18 protein-coding genes are annotated in these 24047 nt (G+C 74.7%); 9 read left to right on the top strand and 9 right to left on the bottom strand.

The features are described 5' to 3' along the window. Positions 1-61 precede the first annotated feature (61 nt). From ACZ7MY_RS13405 to ACZ7MY_RS13395, 3 genes are all read right to left on the bottom strand, one after another. Positions 62-883 (bottom strand): polysaccharide deacetylase family protein, encoded by an 822-nt coding sequence (locus ACZ7MY_RS13405; RefSeq protein WP_499601571.1) that lies wholly within the window; start codon positions 881-883, stop codon positions 62-64. Between the two features lie 159 nt (positions 884-1042). After that, positions 1043-1525, bottom strand: coding sequence for a DUF456 domain-containing protein (locus tag ACZ7MY_RS13400; protein WP_499601570.1), 483 nt, complete (start codon positions 1523-1525; stop codon positions 1043-1045). 80 nt (positions 1526-1605) lie between these two features. Continuing rightward, positions 1606-2595: a helix-turn-helix domain-containing protein gene (locus ACZ7MY_RS13395; protein ID WP_499601569.1), complete on the bottom strand. Its 990-nt coding sequence runs from the start codon at positions 2593-2595 to the stop codon at positions 1606-1608. A 224-nt stretch (positions 2596-2819) separates the two neighbouring features. Here ACZ7MY_RS13395 and ACZ7MY_RS13390 point away from each other — a divergent pair, with 224 nt between their 5' ends. Further along, positions 2820-4274 carry a protein phosphatase 2C domain-containing protein gene (locus tag ACZ7MY_RS13390; protein ID WP_499601568.1) on the top strand — a complete coding sequence of 485 codons (1455 nt, stop codon included), beginning with the start codon at positions 2820-2822 and terminating at the stop codon, positions 4272-4274. Here the strand turns inward: ACZ7MY_RS13390 and ACZ7MY_RS13385 are convergent. Further along, a complete protein-coding gene (locus ACZ7MY_RS13385) occupies positions 4232-7417 on the bottom strand; it encodes an alpha-mannosidase (RefSeq protein WP_499601567.1) in 3186 nt (1061 codons plus the stop codon). The genes ACZ7MY_RS13390 and ACZ7MY_RS13385 overlap by 43 nt on opposite strands. A gap of 90 nt (positions 7418-7507) precedes the next feature. On the opposite strand from ACZ7MY_RS13385, the gene ACZ7MY_RS13380 reads away from it, so the two are divergent. Next, a complete protein-coding gene (locus ACZ7MY_RS13380; protein ID WP_499601566.1) occupies positions 7508-8926 on the top strand; it encodes a glycoside hydrolase family 47 protein in 1419 nt (472 codons plus the stop codon). A gap of 22 nt (positions 8927-8948) precedes the next feature. Here the strand turns inward: ACZ7MY_RS13380 and ACZ7MY_RS13375 are convergent, their stop codons facing one another. Then, positions 8949-9449 carry an OsmC family protein gene (locus ACZ7MY_RS13375; RefSeq protein ID WP_499601565.1) on the bottom strand — a complete coding sequence of 167 codons (501 nt, stop codon included), beginning with the start codon at positions 9447-9449 and terminating at the stop codon, positions 8949-8951. A 2-nt stretch (positions 9450-9451) separates the two neighbouring features. Continuing rightward, complete coding sequence (locus tag ACZ7MY_RS13370; RefSeq protein ID WP_499601563.1) at positions 9452-10105, bottom strand: GntR family transcriptional regulator; 654 nt, start codon at positions 10103-10105, stop codon at positions 9452-9454. A 146-nt stretch (positions 10106-10251) separates the two neighbouring features. Here ACZ7MY_RS13370 and ACZ7MY_RS13365 point away from each other — a divergent pair, with 146 nt between their 5' ends. Then, a complete protein-coding gene (locus ACZ7MY_RS13365; protein WP_499601561.1) occupies positions 10252-10701 on the top strand; it encodes an ATP-binding protein in 450 nt (149 codons plus the stop codon). Between the two features lie 118 nt (positions 10702-10819). Here ACZ7MY_RS13365 and ACZ7MY_RS13360 read toward each other — a convergent pair whose 3' ends face one another. Continuing rightward, positions 10820-11857, bottom strand: coding sequence for a DUF2637 domain-containing protein (locus ACZ7MY_RS13360; RefSeq protein ID WP_499601560.1), 1038 nt, complete (start codon positions 11855-11857; stop codon positions 10820-10822). 387 nt (positions 11858-12244) lie between these two features. On the opposite strand from ACZ7MY_RS13360, the gene ACZ7MY_RS13355 reads away from it, so the two are divergent. Beyond that, on the top strand, positions 12245-13057 hold the full coding sequence (locus ACZ7MY_RS13355) for a GntR family transcriptional regulator (RefSeq protein WP_499601559.1): 813 nt from the start codon (positions 12245-12247) through the stop codon (positions 13055-13057). Positions 13058-13060: 3 nt separating this feature from the next. On the opposite strand, the gene ACZ7MY_RS13350 is transcribed toward ACZ7MY_RS13355, so the two are convergent. Together ACZ7MY_RS13350 and ACZ7MY_RS13345 are read right to left on the bottom strand one after the other, a co-directional pair. Next, the gene (locus tag ACZ7MY_RS13350; RefSeq protein WP_499601995.1) at positions 13061-13840 is read right to left on the bottom strand and encodes a hypothetical protein; all 780 of its coding nucleotides are present in this window, start codon (positions 13838-13840) and stop codon (positions 13061-13063) included. A gap of 930 nt (positions 13841-14770) precedes the next feature. Beyond that, positions 14771-16417 carry a PucR family transcriptional regulator gene (locus ACZ7MY_RS13345; RefSeq protein WP_499601557.1) on the bottom strand — a complete coding sequence of 549 codons (1647 nt, stop codon included), beginning with the start codon at positions 16415-16417 and terminating at the stop codon, positions 14771-14773. A gap of 269 nt (positions 16418-16686) precedes the next feature. Here ACZ7MY_RS13345 and ACZ7MY_RS13340 point away from each other — a divergent pair, with 269 nt between their 5' ends. The 5 genes from ACZ7MY_RS13340 to ACZ7MY_RS13320 all read left to right on the top strand — a co-directional run bounded on the left by ACZ7MY_RS13340 (position 16687) and on the right by ACZ7MY_RS13320 (position 23265). Then, entirely contained in the window at positions 16687-17574 is an 888-nt protein-coding gene (locus ACZ7MY_RS13340; RefSeq protein WP_499601556.1) for an FAD binding domain-containing protein, read from the top strand. Next, a complete protein-coding gene (locus ACZ7MY_RS13335; protein ID WP_499601554.1) occupies positions 17565-18125 on the top strand; it encodes a (2Fe-2S)-binding protein in 561 nt (186 codons plus the stop codon). Before ACZ7MY_RS13340 ends, ACZ7MY_RS13335 begins: the two co-directional genes overlap by 10 nt. A 5-nt stretch (positions 18126-18130) precedes the next feature. After that, positions 18131-20512, top strand: a complete 2382-nt coding sequence (gene pucD / locus ACZ7MY_RS13330; protein ID WP_499601553.1) for a xanthine dehydrogenase subunit D — start codon at positions 18131-18133, stop codon at positions 20510-20512. A gap of 144 nt (positions 20513-20656) precedes the next feature. Continuing rightward, positions 20657-22120 carry an NCS2 family permease gene (locus tag ACZ7MY_RS13325; protein WP_499601552.1) on the top strand — a complete coding sequence of 488 codons (1464 nt, stop codon included), beginning with the start codon at positions 20657-20659 and terminating at the stop codon, positions 22118-22120. 14 nt (positions 22121-22134) lie between these two features. After that, positions 22135-23265, top strand: coding sequence for an XdhC family protein (locus ACZ7MY_RS13320; protein WP_499601550.1), 1131 nt, complete (start codon positions 22135-22137; stop codon positions 23263-23265). Positions 23266-24047 lie beyond the last annotated feature (782 nt).

The following is a 24047-nucleotide window of genomic DNA, read 5'->3' as shown; positions in this document are numbered from 1 at the left end:
AGCGCTCTCCCCGCAGCTCGGAGGCTGTTTCTGAGAGCGCTCTCCACCGGTCTCCCGGCGGTCAGCGCACCGGGAAGCCGAAGCTGTAGCCCTGCTGCTTCAGCCAGGGCAGCACCTGCCGCAGGGCCTCGACCGTCTGGCCGCGGTCCCCGCCCGCGTCGTGGAAGAGCACGGTGGGCCCGTTGGGGATCTCGTGCTCGACGGTGGACACCAGCGTGGTCGTGCCCGGCTGCTTGAAGTCCTCGGAGTCGACGTTCCAGCCCAGCGGGCGCATGCCGCGGGACGCCGCCAACTGGCGGCTGTACGGGGTGAAGGCACCGCCCGGAGCCCGGTAGTACAGCGGGCGGACGCCGCCCGAGGCGCGGGTGATCATGCGCTCGGCGTCCAGGATCTCCTTCGCCTGGTACTCCCGCGACTTGCTGTTCATCGTGGTGTCGTGCGTGACGCTGTGGTCGCACAGCCGGTGCCCGGCGGCCACCACGGCCTTCACCAGGTCGGGGTGGGCCCGGGCCTGCGTGCCGACCATGCAGAAGGTCGCCTTCACCCCGTTGTCCGCCAGTACCTGGAGGACCTGCGGGGTCCACTGCGGGTCCGGCCCGTCGTCGATGGTGATGTTGACGCCCCGGGGGCCCTTGTCGGAGGCGTGGGCGATGTCCATGTTCACCACGGGCGCGGGCAGCGCCTCGTCCGGCACGGAGGTCTGCCCCGGTATGGGGCGCGGCGGGGCGGAGGCGGAGGGCCTCGCCGGACGTTCCGCCGCCTGCCGCCCGTCGGCGGTGCCCGCCTGGGCGGTCCACACCGACGCCAGCGCGGCCACCCCCGCCACGCCCAACGCCGCCGCCAGCACCCGGCCGTTCGTCCCGCGCATCCCGCTCCACCCCATGTCGCACCACTCCCCGCGTCCCGTGTTCCGTGTGCCGTGTCCCGCACCTGCACACGGGATGACGGGGGCGGGGCGCCGGGGGATCCGGCTGTTACGGAGCCCTGACGATTCCGGCGACGGACGGCGACGCGGCGGGCCGCGGCCGGCGGCTCCGCGGGCCTAGGAGGTGAGGACGGCCGCCAGCCACGCCCCGGCGACCAGCAGGCACGCGAACAGCTCGACCAGCAGCGCCGTTCCGGCGGCGCGCATGGCCGTACGGGTGGAGGACCAGGCCGCGCCGTGGCTGCCGAGCCGCAGCCGCTCGCCGCCGTAGAGGGAGAGGGTGAACCCGGCCGGCGCGCCCACGACCGGCAGCAGGAAGAAGCCGGCGACGGCCCACAGCCCCGCGACCAGGAAGGCCCGCCGGGGCACCCCGGCCTCCCGCACCGACCGGGTGGGCAGCAGCAGTTGGACGGCCTGGTTGAGCAGCAGTACACCGGTCGCCGCCGCCAGGACGCCCCAGGACAGGGGCGTGTGCAGATGGGTCGACCACCACAGGACCGCCGCCCAGCACATCAGCGGTCCCGGCGCGCCCGGTACGAGCACGCCCAGCAGTCCGGACAGCATGACGGCACCGATCAGGCACAGCTGTCCGGTCCCCATGGGCCCAGCGTGCCGGAAGCCGGGCCCGGGCGCCCCATGGTTTTCCGGCCTCGTAGGGCGGCGCCCCGCGTCAAGGCGCCTCAGCCGCGGCTGCGTTCCACCCAGCCCCGCTCGTACGCGTGCCAGCCCAGTTGCAGCCGGGTCGACACCTCGGCGAGCTCCATCAGCCGCTTCACCCGGCGCTGCACCGTCCGCAGCCCCAGCTCCAGTTGCTTGGCGACGCTGGCGTCGGTGAGCCCGGCCAGCAGCAGCGACAGGATCTGCAGGTCGAGGGCGTCGGGCGCGTCCGGTGACTCCTCCCGCGGAACGCCCCCGGTGCCCAGCCTGATCGGCACGGCCTCGCGCCAGACCCCCTCGAACAGGGCCGTCAGCGAGTCCAGCAGCCCGCTGCCGTGGACGACCAGCGCCGCGGGGCGGCCCGCGTCCCGGGCCATGGGCACCATCGCCAGCGAACGGTCGGCCAGCACCAGCTTGGTCGGCACCCGTTCCACCACCCGCACCTGCTCCTCGCGGCTCAGCGCCGCGGTGAGTTCGGCGATGCCGTTCGGGCCGCTGATGACCTCGCGCTCGACGACCACGCGGAAGCTCACCCCGCGTTCGGCGGCGCGCTCCTCGGCGGTGTTCTCCATCCCCGACACCACCATCGGGGTCCCCGTCACGAGGGCGCAGACCTCCTTCTCCGCCCCCAGTTGGAGTTGGTTGAAGCGGTGCGCCACCGCCCCGGCCCCCGTCACCACCTCCACCAGGTCGTGCGCCGAGGGCTCCGCCGCCACGCCCCGGTACTCCTGCGCCAGCGCCGCAGCCGTCATCTCGGCCTGCTCCAACCGGTGCCGCTGCTGGGTGAGCAGGGCGCCCAGCGCGACCGTGGGCGGGGCGGCCACCCAGCGGCCGGGCCGGGCGGAGGACCGCGCGACCAGCCCCTGCCGCTCCAGCAGCCGCAGGACCCTGGCCGCCTCGTCCTCGGGCATGCCGAGCCGGTGTGAGAGGTCCACGACCTCGGCGGCCCCCAGCCCCACGAGGGCGCGGTACGCCGCTTCCTGGGCATCGTCCAGCCCTATGGCACCGAGCACGGGCACCCCTTCCGGATCCGCGGGACACGACACGCGGGCATGGCGGAAATGAGCCATGGCGTAATCCCGCCGCCCGCCATCATCCCTGCTCGAACCCCTGTGCTGGCAAGGTGTCCCCACTGGATCGTCCGACGTGCGGCCCGAGGAGGGGGCCGGCCGCCCGTCGGACCATTCGCGTGCCCGAACCCTGTTCCCCCGCGCGCCCGCCGGTGGACAATAGGGGCATGAGTCAGCAGGGGGAGACGGACCGCCGCCAAGAGGACGAGTGGTGGCGGCAGTTGTACGGGCAGCCCGACCCCGCGGGGCGCGAGCCCGGCGACACGCTCGACGACCGTTACAGCTCGGCGCTCTCCGCGCTCGGCGAGGAGGCGGACGGTGGTGCGGCCACGGTGCCGCGGCAGGCCGGACCACAGGAGACCGCCGCGCAGGAGACCGTTTCGTGGGAGACGGAACCGCCCGCCGCGCCCGCCGACGACCGTAGTGCCGGCGCCGCTCCGGGCGCGGCCTCCACCGGCCGGTCCGGGCACGGCACCGACGCGGACGACGCCGGCCCGCCCGACACCCTGCGGCTGCGCCGCCCGGGCCCGCCGGCGGCCGGCCCGCCGCCCGCCCCGCGCCCCTGGCAGTACCAGGGGCCGCCCCCCTCGTCGGCGGCGCCCGAAGCGGCCCCGGCACCGCCCGGACTGCCGCCGGGCTGGGCCCCGGCCGAACCCGCCCCGGAGCCCGCGCGGTCGGCGGCGCCCCCGGGACCCCCGGCGCCCGCCGCCCCCGCGGCCGGGTCCGCACCGGCCGCCCTGCCCGAGTCCACGCTCCCCGGGGTGCCCTACGTCGGCGACGGCCCGCCCACGTACGACCCCGAGCCCACCGCCTGGCCGGCGGCCGACCCCGACGCCCTCGACGACCTCGTCCCGGACACCGAACTCGACGGCGCCCGCTACGGGCTGCTGACGGTCCGTACGGCCTCGGTGCGCGGCGACTCCGCCCGCTACCGGGGCGAGCCGCGCCGCGACGCCGTCCTGACCGCCCGCTTCGGTGCCGGCGACGACGCGATGCTGCTGATCGCGGTCGCCACCGGCCCGCGCACCTCGGACACCGCCCACCGCGCGGCCCGCGACGCCTGCACCTGGATGGCGGCGGCGGTCGGCCGCAGCCAGGCGCGGCTCAGCGAGGACATCCGCGCCTCCCGCCGGGGCTCCCTGAAGTCCGGGCTGCACCGGCTCACCGACCGCTGCTACGGACGGCTGCGCGCCCGCGGCGAGGACCTCGGCCTGGACCCGGCGGAGTACAGCGCCACCCTGCGCTGCCTGCTGCTGCCCGCCGACCCCGACTGCCGCATCCGACTCTTCTTCGGCGTCGGCGACGGCGGGCTCTACCGCATCCGCGGCGGCGAGTGGCAGGACCTCGACCCCTGGCGGCCCGACGAGCGCGCCGAGACCGAGGACAGCCCGGCCGTGCGCTTCCGCTTCCGTGCCTCCGTGGCGCGTTCCGGCGACACCCTGCTGCTGTGCAGCGGCGGCCTCGCCGGACCGCTGCGCGGCGAGCCCGCCCTCGTCGCCCGCCTCACGCAGCGCTGGGGTGCCGCCGAGCCGCCGGGACTGCCGGCCTTCCTCGGCGACACCCAGACCAGGGTCAAGGGCTACGCCGACGACCGCACGGCCGTCGCCGTCTGGGACGCCTGACCCCGACGCGGCCCCGGGGTGAGCCGCAGCGTCAGGACCTGGAAGGGGCGCAGCGCGACGGCGACCGCGTCGCCGTCGCGTCCGGCGTCCTCGAGCGGCCGTTCCAGCAGGTCGGTGACCTGGGCACGGACGAGAGGGAAGCCCGTGGCGAGCGTGCCCGAGGCGCGGTCCCCCCGCGACTCGTACAGGCGCACCACCACGTCACCGGAGCGGTCGTCGGCGAGCTTGACCGACTCCACGGTGATGCCGGGATGGCCGACCCGCAGCAGCGGCCGCAGCGCCGGCAGTGAATCCGCCCGCCGCAGCGGCAGGTTGAGCGCGAGCCCCTCCGCGACCGCGTCGCCCACCGCCGCTCCGGGCAGCAGCGCGTAGCGGAAGCGGTGCGTGCCCTGGTCGGTGTGCGGATCGGGGCTGTGCGGGGCGCGCAGCAGGGTGAGCCGGACGGTGGTGTCGGTGCCGGAACGGCCCGCGTCGTGGCCGTAGGTGGAGTCGTTGAGGAGCGCGATCCCGTAGCCGGGCTCGCCGACGTGCAGCCAGCGGTGCGCGCAGAGCTCGAAGCGGGCCGCGTCCCAGCCGGTGTTGACGTGGGTGGGGCGGTGCACGTGCCCGAACTGGATCTCCGCGGTGGAACGCTCGGCGAGCACGTCCAGCGGGAAGGACGCCTTCAGCACCTTCTCCGACTCGTGCCAGTCCACTTCCGTGAGCACGTCCAGCCGGCGGCTGCCCGCGGACAGCCGGAGCTCCTGGACGACACGGCTGCCGCCGAAGGCGCGCACGACCCGCACGGAGGCCCGCAGCGGCCCCTCCTCGACGAGTTCGACCGACTCCGCCGACGTCAGGTCGGTGTGCTTGCGCCGGTAGTGGCGGTCGATGTCCCAGGCGTCCCACTTGGTCGGGTGGTCGGGGTGCAGTTGCAGCAGGTTGCCGCGCGCTCCTGGCGCCAGCACCTCCCGCCCGGCGGTCATGTCGCGCACCGAGGCCAGCAGCCCGTCCGTGTCGACAGCCACCCGCAGCAGGCCGTTGCCGAGCACGATCAGTCCGTCCTCCCGTACGACGCGCACCGGCTCGTCCACGACCTCCGCCCGGCCCCCCAGAGCAGCGGCGCCCAGCGCCGGGACGCCGACCGCCACCGCCGCCCGCCCGTCCGGCAGGGGCTGAGCGCCACTGTCCGCCGGCAGGGCCGCCGCGGCGTCGGCGTCCAACTCGACCACCTCCTGCCGTGCGTACGGCGAGGCGTTGAGCAGGGCGGGGGAGCCCTGGGACCCCTCGCCGCCCAGCGCCCGCACCGCCGCCGCGAGGAGGGCCTCCAACTCCTCCCGCACCTCCGCGTAGGTGTCACGCGCCTCGCGGTGCACCCAGGCGATGGAACTGCCCGGCAGGATGTCGTGGAACTGGTGCAGCAGCACCGTCTTCCAGGTCCGGTCCAGCTCCTCGTACGGGTAGGCGTACGAGGACGGCGCCTCCAGCGCGGCCGCCGTGCACCACAACTCGGCCTCGCGCAGCAGGTGCTCGCTGCGCCGGTTGCCCTGCTTGGTCCTGGCCTGCGTGGTGTACGTCGCGCGGTGCAGCTCCAGGTAGAGCTCCCCCGACCACACCGGGGCACGCTCGCCGTACTCGGCCTCGGCGGCCGTGAAGAAGGCGGCCGGCTTCTCGATCTCCACCCGGGGCGACCCCTCCAGGGAACGCAGCCGGCGCGCCTTCTCCAGCATCTCCCGGGTGGGACCGCCGCCGCCGTCCCCCCAGCCGAACGGCACCATGGACCGCGTGGCGCGCCCCTTCTCGGCGAAGTTGCGCACCGCGTGCGCCAGTTCACGACCGGAGAGCTGCGAGTTGTAGGTGTCGACGGGCGGGAAGTGGGTGAACACGCGCGTGCCGTCGATGCCCTCCCACCAGAAGGTGTGGTGCGGCATCTTGTTGGTCTGGTTCCAGGACAGCTTCTGGGTGAGGAACCAGCGGACCCCCGCGAGCTTCGCCAGCTGCGGGAAGGCGGCGGTGTAGCCGAAGGAGTCCGGCAGCCAGATCTCCTCGGTCTCCACGCCCAGTTCGTCGAGGAAGAAGCGCTTGCCGTGGACGAGCTGCCGGGCCAGCGCCTCGCCGCCGGGCATGTTGGCGTCGGATTCGACCCACATGGAACCGACGGGCGCCCAGTTGCCGTTCCTGACGGCCTGTTGGATGCGCTGCCACACCACCGGCTGGTGCTCCTTCACCCAGGCGTACTGCTGGGCCTGCGAGCAGGCGAAGACCAGCTCGGGGTAGTCACGGGCGAGCGCGGTGACGTTGGCGAAGGTGCGCGAGGCCTTGCGGACGGTCTCCCGCAGCGGCCACAGCCACGCCGAGTCGATGTGCGCGTGGCCGGTCGCCGAGACGCGGTGGGCTCCGGCGTGCGCGGGGCGGGAGAGCGCCCCGGCCAGCTCGCGGCGGGCGTCGGCCGCGGTGCCGTGCACGTCGTGCAGGTCGAGCGCGTCCAGGGCGTCCTCCAGCGCGCGCAGGATCTCGTGGCGGCGCGGGTCGTGGAAGTCCAGCTCGTGCATCAGGCCCTCGAGGACCTCGACGTCCAGCACGAGGTGCCAGACGTCCTCGTCCAGGACGGCCAGTTCGGCGGTGTCGAAGCGGTACAGCGGCTCCGCCCCGGCGGTCAGCACGTCGCCCAGCGGGGTCGGCAGCCAGTCGCGCAGCACGGCGGGGTTGGCCGCCGCCTCCAGCAGGAGGTTCACCCGTTCTCCCCCGGCGGCGGGGGAGGCCACCGGGACGTGCCGGTTGAGCGGGTGGACGCCCTTGACCGGCACCCCCTCGGCGTCGTACACCATCCCCTCGGCCACGAAGCCCGGGCCGTCGTTCCCGAACCCCGGGTCGATCACGGCCTCAACCCGGCGGCCCGCCCACGCCGCCGGCACCGTGCCCTCCAGCCGGAACCAGCTGGTCGACCACGGCGGTCCCCAGCGCGTGCCCACGGAGAACGGTTCGAACCTTCCGTCCGACCAGGCCGTCAGCGCCTCGCCGACCGGCGGCGGCTCCCCCCTCCGGTCCTCCACGTGCCAGGCCGACATGCCCAGCGGCACCCGGTCGGCGTAGCGGGCGGGCCGCACGAACTGGTTCATGGCCCTGGTCAGACGGCCCTCGACCAGCAGACGGTCGTCGTGCATCTCAGCTCCTCGGGTCGGCTCACCGGATGGATTCCCCGTCAATACGGTGGTGTCCCGTAACGCCCGGAAGGCGGACGGGGTTTTCGTGGCATGAGAAAAATCGCGCGTCCCCGCGGACTCTCCCGGCGCAGGTTCCTCGGTGCGGCAGCCCGGCTCGCCCCCCTCGCCGCCGTGCCCGCCGTGTCCCTGCCCGGTGCGGGTGCGGCCGCGGCGGCCGAACCGTACGCCGCGCTCGCCCGGGCATCCGTCACCGAGTTCCGCAGCGCCTGGGACGCCTACCGCAGACTCGCCTGGGGACGCGACGAGTTGCGGCCGGTCGCCGGTACCGGCTCGGACTTCTTCATCCCCGGCAGCACCCTCGGCCTGACGATCGTCGAGTCGCTGGACACCCTCTACCTGATGGAACTGGACGAGGAACTGGACGCCGGCGTCCAGTGGGTGCGCGACGACCTCGTGCTCGGGCAGGACGCGCCCGTGCAGGTCTTCGAGACGATCATCCGGCTGGTCGGCGGGCTGCTCTCGGGGCACCTGGCCACCAAGGACACGGTCCTGCTCGACCGCGCCCGCGAACTGGCGGACCGGCTGCTGCCCGCCTTCACCCGCTCGCCCACCGGGGCGCCCTACCGCTACGTGAACCTGGCCACCGGCGCGGTCTCCGGCAAGGAGAACTACCTCGCCGAGATCGGCACCTGCATCACCGAGTTCGGCGAGCTGTCCCGGCTCACCGGCGACCGCAAGTACTACGACGCGGCGAAGAAGGCCCTGCGCGCCGTCTACGACCGCCGCTCGCGGCTGAACCTGCTCGGCACAGGCATGAACATCGAGACCGGCGCCTGGACCGGCACCACCGCCACCCTCGACCCGCCCGTCGACTCCTTCTACGAGTACCTCTGGGACGGCTGGGAGCTGTACCGCGACGAGGAGCTGCGCACCTGGTACACCACGCTCACCGCCGCCGTCCTGCGGCACTTGACCGAGCGCCGCTCCGGACGGCTCTGGTTCCGCCAGGCCGACATGCGCACGGGCGCCGCCACCGGGCACGCGCAGTCCGAACTCACCGCCTTCTACGCGGGACTGCTCGCCCAGAGCGGCCGGGTCGCCGAGGGCGAGGCCTACCACGACAGCTGGGCCGCCGCCCTGCGCTCCTTCCGCCTGCCGCCCGAGAGCCTGGACTACCACGGGATGCGCGCCCTGGACGCCTCCTACCCGCTGCGTCCGGAGTACGTGGACTCCTGCCTCTTCCTGTGGCTCGCCACGGGCAAGGACCTCTACCGGCTGCGGGCCGCGGAGATGTTCCGGCGGCAGAGGCAGTACTGCAAGGTGGCCAACGGCTACACCGTGGTGCGCGACGTGACGGCCCGTCCCATGAAGCTGGGCGACCTGACGCCCGCCTACTGGTTCAGCGAGAACGCCAAGTACTACTACCTGCTGTTCGCCCGGGCGCGCCGATTCGACTACCGCTCCCACTACCTCACCACCGAGGGCAACGTCCTGCGCGGACTGCGCTGATCCGGGGGCGGTCGCCCCCGGATCACGGCCGGTCGGCCGCGGCGACGGCCACCTCCGCCTCGTGGTCCACGGGGAAGTTGACCGAGCCGGCGATGAAGCACAACCGGTGGGCCTCGGCGTGCAGTGTGACGGCGGCGTCCACCATGGCGGCGGAGGCCACCTCCACCCGGGGCCGCAGCAGGGCACGGGTGAAGTGGCCGCCGCCGTCCCCGGTCTCCTCCATCGTGCCCTCGGCCCGGTCGGTGTAGGAGGTGACGACCACTCCGGCGACGGTGCACACGTGCAGGTAGGAGAGCATGTGGCACTGCGACAGCGCGGCGAGCAGCAGCTGTTCGGGGTTCCAGCGGGCGGGGTCGCCGCGGAAGGCGGGGTCCGAGCTGCCGGGTATCGCGGGGACGGGCAGACCGGGGGCGGTGACCTCGTGCTCCCGCCCGTAGCCGCGGTACGTGCTGGTGCCCGCACCCCGGTTGCCGGTCCAGACGACCTCGGTGGTGTAGGTGTGACGCTTGCTGATGTCGGGCACGGCTAACGCTCCTCCTCCGTCCCGTCCCGCTCGTAGGCGGAACAGGTGTCCATGACGTGCTCGCGGGCGGCCGCGTGGGCCTCCGCGGCGCGGCCCGCGGCGATCGCGGCGAGCAGCCGGCGGTGCTGGGCGGCGACCTGGCCGGGGCGCTCCGGCGCGGCCAGGGATCGCCGCGTGGAGACCTGTATCTGGTCCCACAGCCGCTCCAGCGAACCCGCGGCCACCGGGTTCGCCGACAGGGTGGCGACGCGGGTGTGGAAGCGCCGGTTGTGCCGTACGGCCTCGGCCTGCCGGCCCGCTGCCGTGGCCTCCTCCGCCTGTTCCGCGAGCCGTTCCAGCGCGGTCAGTTCGGCGGGCGCCAGCTCCCCCCGCCGCTGCCGCTCCGCGGCCAGCTCCGCCGTCAGGGCCTCCAGCACTCCTCGTACCTCGTAGGCGTGCCGCAGGGCCTCCGGCCCCAGTTCGACCACGCTCACCCCGCGCCCCGTGGAACGCACCAGCCCGTCCGCGACCAGCGCCCGGAACGCCTCCCGCACCGGCGTACGGCTCATCGCCAGCATCGCCGCCGCCTCGAGCTCGGTCAGGCGCTGGCCGGGGGCGTACACCCCGTCCAGGATCAGTTCCCGCAGCCGCGTGCGCGCGGCATCCGTCTGCTGCACCCCTCCACTGTATCCATTGCATGCATTGCATGCAATGGGTTGTGAGCGCTCCGTCCCCGGTCCATGACTGGACGTGGTCGCGGTGGGGCATGCATTGCGCGTAGATGTTCGAACCCGAAAGGGCGTCAGCGGCCGGAGCGGAGCCGATGGAACGTCAGCCTGTCCAGCCGGGCGGCAGGGAGGCCGGGGGGCCCGTCGAGGCGCGCCGCCTGCACCGGCCCCTCCAGCACGCAGACCTGCCGGCCGTCGCCGATGTGCGCAGGCTGCTGCGCGAGGCGTTACGGAGCTGGGGCGTGCCCGACCTCGCCGACACGGCGGAACTCCTCACCACCGAACTCGTCACCAACGCCCTGCGCCACACCGACCGCGGCGCCGTCCTCACCGTGACGCTGCAGCCCGGCGACGCCCGCCGACTGCGCGTAGAGGTACGCGACTTCACCACCCGTCACCCGCGGCTGCGCGCCCCCTCCGACCGTCGTACCTCGGGCCGTGGACTGCTGCTCGTCCAGTCGCTCGCCGACGCCTGGGGAGTGCGCCCCGACGGCGACGGCACCGGGAAGATCGTCTGGTTCGAACTCGACGCCGGGGCCCGCTGACCCGCCCGCGACCGCCCCGCCCGCGACCCGTCCACGCTCCTTGCCCCGGAACGCCGCTGCCCCGGCCGGGATTCCGGGCCGGGGCAGCGAACCGATGAGACGTCACATGCGCGGGGCATCAGCCGTACTGGCGCTCCAGGTCGGCGAGCTTGCGCTCGAGCGAGTCCAGCTTGGGGAGCGCCATCGTGTCGTCCTCGGCGGTGAGGTCGATCGTCGTACGGGCGGTCTCCTCACGTACGGGCGACAGGGCGGGCCGGGAGCGCGAGGGCAGTTCGGCCTTCTCCGGTTCTATGGCAGGCTCCGCGCCGGACTGGGCGCCGGCCGCGGCCGAGGAGGGCAGCTCGTACTTGCTGCCGCCGCGGTTCCAGATCCGGTGCTGCCGGTTGATCGCCTTGATGCGGGCCCGCTCCAGGCGCTCGTGCTCGCGACGGCGGATCGCCTCCTGCTCCTTGCGGGCGCGCTCCTCGCGGACCTCCTCGACGGCCTCGTCCAAGGTGCGGACGCCCTCGAGCAGCATCAGCGACCAGGCGCCGTACGTCTCGCGGGGCGCGCGCAGCCAGCGGACCATGCGGATCTGCGGCAGCGGCCGCGGGATCAGCCCCTGCTCGCGCAGGGCGGCCCGGCGGGTCTGCTTCAGCGCGCGGTCGAAGAGCACCGCCGCGGACAGCGACATGCCCGCGAAGAACTCCGGGGCGCCGGCGTGGCCGCCGCCGCGCGGGGCGTGCACCCAGTTGAACCAGGCCGCCGCGCCCGCGAACAGCCACACCAGCAGCCGCGAGCCCAGCGCGGCGTCACCGTGGCTCGCCTCGCGGACGGCGAGCACCGAGCAGAACATCGCGGCGCCGTCGAGCCCGAAGGGCACCAGGTACTCCCAGCCGCCGGAGAGGCCGAGGTTCTGCTGTCCGAAGCCGACCAGGCCGTGGAAGGACAGGGCCGCGGCGACCGAGGCGCACCCGAAGAGCAGGACGTACGAGGCCGTGCCGTACAGGGCCTCCTTCTTGCGGCGGCGCTCCTCGGCGCGCTCCCAGGAATCGGCCTGGCCCGCGTCATCCTTGCGGGCCTTGCGGTTGCGCAGGAACACCGCGGCGGCGGCGAGGACCGCCAGACCGACGGCGCACGGGAGCGCCCAGTCCAGCGTTATGTCCGTAAGTCTCATCGTGCGATTCCTTGCGTCGCAGTACCGTCGCGCTCGGGCCGCGAGACGGCGTCCGCGCGCCATCCTGGCGAACGCCTCGGACGCGTGATGCGGTTTCAGGGCAAGAGAACGCCAACGGAGGGGTGGCGTGGGACGAGATCGTCAGAATGCTCGAACTGGAAAGCGGGTTTGGTTCAGTTGATCGAGTTGAAACCTGTGACCTGACGGGTGATCAGATGACATGGGGAGAAAGATCCACATGAGGTGTGCCATACCTCGGACGATCTTGCCCCGGGCGGAGCCGTCGCTCCGGGGGCTCGAAGCCGGTCGCCGAGCGTGTTGCAATAGAGGCGGCGCACATTCCCCGCGGGAGTGCGCCAGCGCACACGACTGCCCGAAGGAGCCCCTGTGGAGTACGCCCCCCGCGCCCAGCGGCGCCCCGCGGCGCCCACCGCCGCGGCCCCCGGGCTGCCCCCCGGTCACGACGAGCGGGTCCGGGGCGCCCACCCGCACGCCGACCCCGGCTCCGGGGCCGCCCCGGAGCGCGACGAGGGGTTCCCCCGGCCGCGCCGGATGCCCGAGCGGCACACCGTGCGGGACCAGGTCCTGCGCGCCCTGCGCGGCGCCCTGCTCACCGGCGAGCTGCGCCCCGGGGCCGTGTACTCCGCGCCCGCGCTCGCCGAGCGCTTCGGCGTCTCCGCCACCCCGGTGCGCGAGGCGATGCAGCTGCTGGCCCGCGAGGGCGCCGTGGAGGCCATGCCGAACAAGGGATTCCGGGTCGCCGAGCGCAGCAGGCGGGACCTCGCCGAGCTCGCCGAGGTGCGCGCGCTCCTGGAGGTCCCCGTCGTGCTGCGGATGGCCCGCACCCTTCCCGCGTCCCGCTGGGAGCAGCTGCGCCCGCTCGCCGAGGCCACGGTGGCCGCCGCGGCCCTCGGCGACCGCGCCGCCTACGCCGAGGCGGACCGGGTCTTCCACCGTGCCCTGCTGGAGCTGTCCGGCAACCGGCAGCTCGTGGCCGTGGCGGACGAGCTGCACCGCAGGTCGCAGTGGCCGGTCACCGAGGACCACGGCCACGCCCGCCCCGGCGCGGCCCCGGTGCGTGGCATCAGCTCCCGCCTGATCGCCGACGCCACGCAGCACGCGGCGCTGCTGGAGGCACTGGTCTCCGGCGACCTCACCGCCGTCGAGTCACTGGTGCGGGAGCACTTCTCCGGGGCGTGACGCTCAGCCCGCGTCCCCCGCCGCCTCCGGCTCCAGCTCCCGGGCGAGCCACACGGGCACACCGCCCAGCGTCCGGAACAACCGCGCCGCCTCCGCGCGCAGCCGCTCCGCCTCCGGCTCCGGCGACACCCCGGCCAGCGCCGTCAGGGCCGGCGCGACCCCGACCGCGTAGCCGAGCTCCACCCGGATCCGCAGCGACTCGGCGAACCCGTGCCGCGCCTCGGCGACGTCCCCGTCACGGGCCGCCAGCCCGGCCAGGTGCCGCCAGGTGTACGAGGTCAGCAGCACGTCGTCGTGGGCCACCGCCCCCGCGTGCGCCCGGCGGTACGCGGCCCGTGCCGCGGCCGGGTCGTCGCCCAGGTTCTCCGCGACCAGACCGCGCCGGAAGTCCAGCAGCGGCCGCCCGGCCGCCCCCGGCGCCAGCAGCGCCGCACTGCGCATCAGCGCCGCCCGCGCCTCGTCCGCCCGGTCGCGGAGCCCGAAGAGCGTCGCCAGGTACGCCAGGTTGCCGCGTTCGCAGGCGGCCTCGCCGCGCTCGTCGTCCGTACGGGCCAGGGCCTCCGCCGTGCGCAGTGCGTCCTCGGCCTCCGCCCAGCCGTTCAGGGTGAACATGCAGCGCTCGATCAGCAGCGCCGCCCGCCGGGTCGCCTCCGCCGGCAGCCGCTCCGCGTGCGGGGCGAGCAACAGCGCGGCCTCCGTCCAGCACCCGCGGCCCCGCAGCCGCGTCACGTCGGGCGGCGTTCCGCCACCCGGCGCGTTCGGTCCCACCTCTGCGTCCGACATGGCGGTGTCCGCCACTTGCCCTCCCCGAAGCGCGTCATTGAGCCGGTTGGGCGGAAGTCCAGCACGACACCGGGTGCCACGCCAAGAGGGCGGACGGCGCGTGATCGAATTCCTGCCCCTCTTCGGCACCGCCCACCCGCAACTCCCGCGCCTCCGGGGCGCATCCGGTGGGGCGCGTGATGTTCACCCGTACCGGTGGGGCCGTGTCGACGCGTGGTGCGTCGCCCGGCGCACCTGATCCGGTTCTCCGGGACGAGGGCGGCCGGTCCGGGGACGTGCGCTCGCGCGGGGTTCGCCCGTCAGGTCGCCGCGCGGCGGCGCGATGCGAAGCCGGAGCGCACCACGCGGTCCGGCGCGGGACCCTCCCGTCCCGCCGCCGGGGAAAGGACCGTCACGTCGCCGCGCCCGCTGTACCCGCCGAGGACGACCTGCACGCCCCGCGGGTGCGGGCCGCCGCGCACGTGCGGCACCTGCCGGTCCGAGCTGGTCAGCCTCCGCCCCCTGTTCGGCGGCCCGTTCGGCCTGGAGCGTGCGGGTCCCGGCCGGGCGGGGACGTGCAGGCCGGGGCCGCACGGGTGTCCTCGCCCGGTCGGCGGCGGAGGCTTCCCGACCGGCTGCCTCCCCGATGCCGCGGGCGGCCGGGGCGAGGTCCCGAGCCGGACGGCGGGACCGGGAGCGTGGCCCAGTTGCGGCGGTCGGGCGATCGGTCCGACGGTGCCCCCGCGATGCCGGGACGCGCTCGCGTGCGGGCGGGTGCGGACCGCCCGGCGCGGCACCTGTCGGTCCGAGCCGTTCGCCATCCGCCCCATGGAGGGCGCGGGTCCCGGCCGGGCGGGGACGCGCGGGCCGGGGCCGCACGGGCGTCCTCGCCAGGCCGGCGGCGGAGGCTTCCCCGACGCCGCGGTCCCCCCGCGATCTGCCGCCGAGGAGTCAGCTCATCCGCAGGGCGAGGAAGAAGTCGAGCTTGTCCTCCAGGCGCGACAGGTCGCGGCCCGTCAGTTGCTCGATCCTGCCGATGCGGTAGCGCAGAGTGTTGACGTGGAGATGCAGCCGGTTCGCGCAGCGCGTCCAGGAGCCGTCGCACTCGAGGAAGGCCTCGAGCGTGGGGATGAGCTCCGCGCGGTGGCGCCGGTCGTAGGCGCGCAGCGGGTCCAGGAGCCGGGCGGTGAAGGCGCGGCGGACGTCGTCCGGGACGAACGGCAGCAGCAGGACGTGGGAGGCCAGTTCCTCGTGGCCGGCGACGCAGACCCGGCCCTGGCGGGCCGCGGCGACGCGGCGGGCGTGGCGGGCCTCCTCCAGGGCGCCGCGCAGCCCGTCGGCGGAGTGGACGGCGGCGCTGACGCCGATGGTGAGCCGCCCGTCGCCGTCGAGGCCCCGGGTGAGGGGTCCGCGCAGGACGGAGAGCAGGCCCTGGGCGGACAGTTCGGGGGCGGCGCCGTCGGACTCCAGCGACGACAGCGGGACGAGGGCCAGTGCCTCCTCGCCCGTGTGGGCGACGGCCAGGCGGTCGGCCGGGTCGGGGCCCACCGCTGCGGGGTCGACCAGCGCCTCCTCCAGCAGGGACTGGGCGACCGGACCGGCCGCGGGCCCGCCGCCCGCCCAGTCGACGCGGGCGACGACGACCTGCCAGTGCGGCGCGGTGCCCAGGCCCGGCACCAGGACGGGTGCGGCCACGCGCAGCCGGGCGGCGATCTCGCCCGGCGGCGCGCCGGTCTGCACGAGGTCCATCACCTCGGCGGCGAGCCGGCGACGCACGGTGCGCGCGGCGTCCCGCCGGTCGCGCTCGACGGCGATGAGCTGCGTGACGCCGTCCAGCAGGTCCAGGCGCTCGGCGGGCCAGTCGCCCGCGTCCGCGTCGACGGCCAGGAACCAGTCGGAGAGCAGGGTGCCGCGGAGGTCGTCGTCCGGGTCGCCGCTGCGGACCGGGAAGAGCGCGTAGTGGCGGCCCTCGGTGTAGGCGCGGTGCGGCGAGGGGCGGCCGGTCCGCGTGGCGGCGAGGTGCTCGCCGGCCAGCTCGGCCCGTACGGCGGCGGGCAGCGGGTGGTCGGAGCCGGCGATCCGGCGCCCGGTCGTGGACAGCACCCAGGCCCGCAGGTCGAGGTCGCTGCCGAGCAGGTCCAGGACGGCGTCGGGACCGCCGCCCTCGGGCCCGGAGGTCATCAGCCGGCGGTGCCGCTCCACCACGGCGGCCAGGTCCCCGGCGCGCTCGGTCGACACCTGACGCACGACATGCTCGGTGATGGCGGCGAAGGCGACGTCCTCGTCGACCGCGAAGAGCGGCAGCCGGTGCCGGGCGCAGGCCAGCACCAGGTCGTCCGGGACGGAGCCCAGTTCGGCCTCGCCGGCCGCGAGACCGGCGACCCCGGCCGCGGCGAGGATCCGCACGAAGCGCTCCGAGTCCTCCGGCCGGCGGCGCCACGCCAGCCCGGTCAGCACCAGTTCGCCGCCGGAGAGGTAGCGGCTGGGGTCCTTCAGGTCGGTGGTCATCACGCCACGGACCGTCCGGTCCAGCTCCTCCTCGCCGCCGAGCAGCCGCAGGCCGAGGGCATGGGTGTCCAGCAGTGCGCGCAGCCGCATCGTCGTCGCCTTGTCTCGAGCGCTTCCTCGTCCGAACCGGTACCAGGGTGGCGCCCGCCCGGTCGCATCGGTGTTGCCGCGTCGATGCCGACAGGTTTCGGATCCGCGTCTTTCGGAGGAATCTACAAGACCAGCTTAGCGACCAGCGAAGTGCTTCATGTGTTCGGTGACTGCACCCGGCACCCCGCCCGGTCGTGTACTGGGTCACACAGCGCGCACAGGACATGGAACAGCCCCGTCCCGTCCCCCCGAGGAAGAAGAGAGCGCTCATGGACTTCCTGCGTCCCGCGACCTGGGAGGAGGCCCTCGCCGCCAAGGCGGAGCATCCCACGGCCGTCCCCATCGCGGGTGGCACCGACGTGATGGTCGAGATCAACTTCGACCACCGCCGGCCCGATGTCCTGCTGGACCTGAACCGGGTCGGCGAGCTGTACGAGTGGGAGGTGGGGGAGGAGTCCGTACGGCTGGGCGCCGCGGTCCCCTACACCCGCGTCATCGAGGCCCTGGGCGGCGAACTGCCCGGCCTCGCGCTCGCCGCCCGGACCGTGGGCTCCCCGCAGATCCGCAACCGCGGCAGCGTCGGCGGCAACCTCGGCGCCGCCTCCCCGGCCGGGGACTCGCACCCGCCGCTGCTCGCCGCCGGCGCCGAGGTGGAGGCGGTGTCCGTACGCGGCACCCGGCTCATCCCGGTCGAGGAGTTCTACACCGGGGTGAAGCGCAACGCCCTCGCCCCGGACGAGCTGATCCGCGCCGTGCACATCGCCAAGGCCGACGGCCCCCAGCAGTTCTCCAAGGTCGGCCCCCGCAACGCCATGGTCATCGCGGTCTGCGCCTTCGGCCTGGCTTTGCACCCCGCCACCCGCACGGTGCGCACCGGCATCGGCTCGGCCGCCCCCACCCCGGTCCGCGCCACCACGGCCGAGGAGTTCCTGAACGCGGCGCTGGAGGAGGAGGGCCTGTGGGACAGCGGCAGGACCCTGCCGCCGTCCGTGGCCCGCGAGTTCGCCGAGCTGGTCGCCGCCTGCGCCAGCCCCATCGACGACGTGCGCGGCAGTGCCGCCTACCGCCGCCACGCCCTCCAGGTGATGGCCCGCCGCACCCTCGGCTGGACCTGGGACGCCTACCGCGGCGACGAGAGGAGCTCCCGATGCGCGTGACCTTCACCGTCAACGGACGGCGCCAGGAGGCCGACGACGTGTGGGAGGGCGAGAGCCTGCTGTACGTCCTGCGCGAGCGCATGGGCCTGCCCGGCTCCAAGAACGCCTGCGAGCAGGGCGAGTGCGGCTCCTGCACGGTGCGGCTCGACGGAGTGCCGGTGTGCGCCTGCCTGGTCGCGGCCGGCCAGGTGCAGGACCGGGAGGTCGTGACCGTCGAGGGACTGGCGGACTTCGCCAAGGAGCGCGACACCGGCGAGGCGGGCCCCGGCACCGACCCGGGCGCCGCACAGCGGTGGCAGGCGCGCCCCGCGGGCCCGGCCACCGATCTCTCGCCGGTCCAGCAGGCCTTCGTCGACGCCGGAGCCGTCCAGTGCGGCTTCTGCACCCCGGGTCTGCTGGTCGCCGCGGACGAACTGCTCGAACGCAACGCCCAGCCCACCGACGCCGACATCCGCGAGGCCCTGTCGGGCAACCTGTGCCGCTGCACCGGCTACGAGAAGATCCTCGACGCGGTCCGCCTCGCGGCCGCCCGCACCGGGACGGAGGGCTGACCGCGATGGGCGTGACCCGCACCCCCACCCCCACCACGCAGGGCAGCGAGACCCGCGGCGGCATCGGCGAGTCCACGCTGCGCCCGGACGGCGTCCTGAAGACCACCGGTGAGTTCGCCTACGCCTCCGACCTGTGGCACGAGGACATGCTGTGGGGCCACACCCTGCGCAGCCCCCACGCGCACGCCGAGATCGTCTCCCTCGACGTCTCGCGGGCGCTGGCGCAGCCCGGCGTGCACGCCGTGCTGACCTACGACGACCTGCCCACCGACGTGCGGCACTACGGCCTGGAGATCCAGGACACCCCCGTCCTCGCCCACGGCCGGGTACGCCACCACGGCGAACCGGTGGCGCTCGTCGCCGCCGACCACCCCGAGACCGCCCGCCGCGCCGCCGCGAAGATCGAGGTCGAGTACCGGCAACTGCCCGTCGTCGTCGACGAGGCGACGGCCACCGCCCCGGACGCGCCGCTGCTCCACGAGGGCCGCACCGACCACCACAGCGGCCACGTACCGCACCCCAACGTCGTGCACCGCCAGCCGATCGTCCGCGGCGACGCCGACGCGGCCGCCCGGCGCGCCGACGTCATCGTCACCGGGGACTACGAGGTCGGCATGCAGGACCAGGCCTTCCTGGGCCCCGAGTCCGGCCTCGCCGTGCCCGCCGAGGACGGCGGCGTCGACCTCTACATCGCCACCCAGTGGCTGCACGCCGACCTCCGCCAGATCGCCCCCGTCCTCGGCCTGCCCGAGGAGAAGGTCCGCATGACGCTCTCCGGCGTCGGCGGCGCCTTCGGCGGGCGCGAGGACCTGTCGATGCAGATCCACGCCTGCCTGCTGGCGCTGCGCACCGGCAAGCCCGTCAAGATGGTCTACAACCGCTTCGAGTCCTTCTTCGGGCACGTCCACCGGCACCCCGCCAAGCTGCACTACGAGCACGGCGCCACCCGCGACGGGAAGATCACCCACATGCGGTGCCGCATCGTGCTGGACGGCGGCGCCTACGCCTCCTCCTCGCCGGCCGTCGTCGGCAACGCCTCCTCGCTCAGCGCCGGCCCGTACGTCATCGACGACGTCGACATCGAGGCCCTCGCGCTCTACACCAACAACCCGCCCTGCGGCGCCATGCGCGGCTTCGGCGCGGTCCAGGCCTGCTTCGCCTACGAGGCGCAGATGGACAGGCTCGCCGCCGCGCTCGACATGGACCCGGTGGAGTTCCGGCGGCTCAACGCCATGTCGCAGGGCGCCGTCATGCCCACCGGACAGGTCGTCGACTCCCCGGCGCCCGTCGCCGAACTGCTGCGCCGCGTCAAGGCGATGCCGATGCCGCCCGAGCGGGAGTGGGAGAGCGCCGGCGGCGCCGTGGACGTCCGCGGGCTGCCCGGCGGGCTGTCCAACACCACCCACGGCGAGGGCGTCGTCCGGGGCGTCGGCTACGCCGTCGGCATCAAGAACGTCGGCTTCTCCGAGGGCTTCGACGACTACTCCACCGCCCGCGTCCGCCTGGAGGTGATCGCCGGCCGGCCGGTCGCCACCGTCCACACCGCGATGGCCGAGGTCGGCCAGGGCGGCGTCACCGTGCACGCCCAGATCGCCCGCACCGAACTCGGCGTCACCCAGGTCACCATCGACCCCGCCGACACCCGGGTCGGTTCGGCCGGCTCCACCTCCGCCTCCCGGCAGACGTACGTCACCGGCGGCGCGGTGCGGCACACCTGCGAGGCGGTGCGCGAACGCGTCCTGGACCTGGGCCGGGCCAGGTTCGGCAGCCAGCACCCCGCCTGGGCCACCGCCGAACTCCTGCTGGAGGGCGGCAAGGTCGTCACCGACGGCGGCGAGGTGCTGGCCGAACTCGCCGAGGTGCTCGGCGACGAGACGATCGACGTCGAACGGGAGTGGCGGCACCGCCCCACCGAGCCCTTCGACCTGCGCACCGGCCAGGGCCGCGGGCACGTGCAGTACTCCTTCGCCGCGCACCGCGCCGTCGTGGACGTCGACACCGAACTCGGCCTCGTCAAGGTCGTCGAACTCGCCTGCGCGCAGGACGTCGGCAAGGCGCTCAACCCGCTGTCGGTCATCGGCCAGATCCAGGGCGGCACCACCCAGGGCCTCGGCCTGGCCGTCATGGAGGAGATCCTCGTCTCCGACCGCGCCACCGTCCGGAACCCGTCCTTCACCGACTACCTCATCCCCACCATCCTCGACACGCCGCCCATCCCCGTCGACGTGCTCGAACTCGCCGACGACCACGCCCCGTACGGGCTGCGCGGCGTCGGCGAGGCCCCGACCCTGTCCTCCACCCCGGCCGTCGTCGCCGCCATCCGCGCGGCGACCGGACTCGCCCTCGGCCGCGTACCGGTCCGGCCGGAGCACCTGACCGGTACGTGAGGCAGCTCCGCCCGGCGCCGCCCGGCGCCGGGCGGTCACACCGCACCACTGTCGGGCCGTCCCCCGGTCGTGCTGCGGACCATCCCAAATCCCGTACGGCACACGCCGTCCGGGTGCCCCTGTGAACCTTGGGAGTGGCACCGCATGACCCAGTCGACCCCGTCAGCCACGCACGCAACCGCCCCCGCCCCCGGCGCCGCGCCCCCGCCCCGGCCGGGCGGCCGGACCCGGCTCGACCGGTACTTCCACATATCCGACCGCGGCTCCACCGTCGCCCGCGAACTCCGCGGGGGCCTGACGACCTTCATGGCGATGGCCTACATCCTGCTGCTCAACCCGCTGCTGCTGTCCGGCCCCGACGTCGACGGCCACCGGCTCGGCCAGACCGGGCTGATCACGGCGACCGCGCTCGCCGCCGCCGTCTCCACCCTCCTCATGGGCCTCGTCGGCAAGGTGCCGCTCGCCCTCGCCGCGGGGCTCTCCGTCTCCGGCGTGCTCGCCGCACAGGTCGCCCCGCACATGACCTGGCCCCAGGCGATGGGGATGTGCGTCCTGTACGGCCTGGTGATCGTGCTCCTCGTGGTCTCCGGACTGCGCGAGGTCATCATGAACGCGATCCCGCTGCCGCTCAAGCACGGGATCACCATCGGCATCGGCATGTTCATCGCCCTGATCGGGCTGGTCAACGCCGGGTTCGTGGGCCGCGGTGAGGGCAGCCCGCTGACCCTGGGCGCCGGCGGGCAACTGGCCGGCTGGCCCGTGCTGGTCTTCTGCGTCACCCTGCTGCTCATCTTCATGCTGCAGGCGCGCGAGGTCCCCGGTGCCATCCTCATCGGCATCGTGACCGGCACCGTCCTCGCCGTGACCGTCCACGCGGCCGGCGGCACCGACGCCGAGGTGTGGGGGCTGACCGTCCCGGAACTGCCCGGCCACGTCGTCTCCGCACCCGACTTCGGGCTGTTCGGGCAGGTCGAGTTCGGCGGCTGGGAGCACATCGGGGCGCTGGGCGCCGGCATGATCGTCTTCACGCTCGTCCTGGCCGGCTTCTTCGACGCGATGGCCACCATCATCGGCGTCGGCACGGAGGCGAAGCTCGCCGACGACAAGGGACGCATGCCGGGGCTCGGCAAGGCCCTGTTCGTCGACGGCGCGGGCGGCGCGATCGGCGGCGCCTGCGGCGCCTCCGGGCAGACCGTCTTCGTCGAGTCCGCGACCGGGGTCGGCGAGGGCGCCCGCACGGGCCTGTCGTCCGTGGTCACCGGCCTCCTCTTCGCCGCCGGGCTGTTCCTCACCCCGCTGGCGCAGGTCGTCCCCGGCCAGGTCGCCGCGGCGGCCCTGGTCGTGATCGGCGCCATGATGATGGGCAACGCCCGGCACGTCGACTGGGGCGACCGCTCGGTCGCCGTGCCCGTCTTCCTCACCGTGGCCCTGATGCCCTTCACCTACTCCATCACCGCCGGGGTCGGCGCCGGCGTCATCGCGTACACCGCGATCAAGTCCGCCCAGGGCCGGTTCCGTGAGCCCGGGATCCTCATGTGGGTGCTCACGGCCGTCTTCGTCGTCCACTTCGCCCTGCACCCCCTGGAGGGCTGGCTCGGCGTCAGCTAGAAGGAGTCCTCGCCATGCTGGACATCGCCGACGAACTCACCCGCTGGTCCGCGCAGGGCCGGCCGTACGCCGTCGCCACCGTCGTCGCGGTCGGCGGCAGCGCACCGCGGCAGCCCGGCGCGGCGCTCGCCGTCGACGCCGGCGGCACCGCCGTCGGCAGCGTGTCCGGCGGCTGCGTCGAGGGCGCCGTCTACGAGCTCTGCCAGGAGGTGCTGGAGACCGGCGAGCCGTTGCTCCGGAGCTTCGGCTACGCCGACGACGACGCCTTCGCCGTGGGGCTGACCTGCGGCGGGGTCATCGACGTCTTCGTCCAGCGGGTCGCGCCCGGGACGCGGGCGCGGCCGGAGCTCGCCGGTGCGCTGGCCGCCGCCTCCCGGGGGGAGGCGGCGGCGCTGGCCAGGGTCGTGGCCGGGCCCGCCGGTCTGCCCGGCCGGGCCCTGCTGGTGCGTCCCGGCGGGACGTACGAGGGCACCCTCGGTGATCCGGAGCTGGACCGCACTGCCGCGGCCGAGGCGCACGCCCTGCTGAACGCGGGGCGTACCGCGGTTGTTGGGCTCGGCGTCGGTGCGGACGGTAGTCGCTGTGGCGAGCCGCTCACACTGCTGGTCGAGGCCAGCATCCCGCCCCCGCGCCTGCTGGTGTTCGGGGCGATCGACTTCGCCGCCGCCCTGGTGCGGGTCGGCACGTTCCTCGGCTACCGGGTGACCGTCTGCGACGCGCGCCCGGTCTTCGCGACGGCCGGGCGCTTCCCGGAGGCGGACGAGGTCGTCGTGGAGTGGCCGCACCGGTACCTGGAGCGCACCCCGGTCGACGGCCGCACCGTCGTGTGCGTCCTCACGCACGACGCCAAGTTCGACGTGCCCCTGCTGGAGCGGGCCCTGCGCATGCCCGTTGCGTACGTCGGTGCGATGGGGTCCCGGCGCACCCATGCGGACCGCCTGGGCCGGCTGCGCGACGCGGGCCTCGGCGAGGCCGAACTGGGGCGGCTGCGCAGCCCGATCGGCCTCGACCTCGGTGCGCGCACCCCGGAGGAGACGGCGTTGTCCATCGCGGCGGAGTTCGTGGCGCACCGGGGTGGGGGGACGGGGCGGCCGCTTACGGATGTGACCACGCCGATTCATCCCGTGGGGCTGTGCGGGGTGTGAGCCTGCGGCGCCATTGGGGGCGGCGGTTGTTGTGTGCGGCCGCGGTGGTTGCGGTCGGCTGCAGTCGGCTGCGCCGGGCTGCCCGGTTGTTGGGTGCGGGTTGTCTGCGCCTGCGGCGGGCGTCCGCCCACCCTCCCGCCCGATTGCCCGGCACGGTCAGTGCGGGCCTGCGCACGTCGTAGTGGGGTCGGCGCCGCGCCGGCGCACTCCCCCAGCCTTCGGCCGGGGGGACCCCCAGAACGCTCGCGGTTTACCCCAACATCCTTGGGCGCCGGGTCCGCCGCTCGTCTCCCCCAGCCTTCGGCCGGGGGGAGCACCCCGACACACCCCCTCCCGTCGTATGGGCGCACAACGGCCGGTGGGGGGTCAGTCAGGCAACCGGGGTGACCCCGGACCGCTTTCTGACCCCCCACGGCCCCACGGCCCAAGCCCACATCATTCGGCGCCGGGTTCGCCGCTCAGCTCCCCCAACCTTCGACCAGGGGGAGCACTCCCGCCACGCCCCCTCCGGCCGGTGTGGGCGCACAACGGCCGATGGGGGTTTGAGACGGTCCGGGTTGCCGCCCACGTCTGCGTCAGGCCCCGCCCCTCCCGTTGGGCGGGGGCCGTTCTCGCGCGGGCGATGACAGCCGGTGAGGGGTGCGTCGGACGGGTGCGGTGCCCCGGGCTGCCTTCTGACCTCCCACCGGCCGTTGGTCGCCGTCGATTCGGAGGGGGTGGGGGAGTTGGGGGCACCCCCGGCCGAAGGCTGGGGGAGGGTGGGCGTTCTGGACGCTGACGTG

Source organism: Streptomyces sp. NPDC111520, from assembly GCF_055635295.1.
Note: the sequence above shows the minus strand (reverse complement) of the source record. Positions and strands in the feature narration are given on the sequence as shown.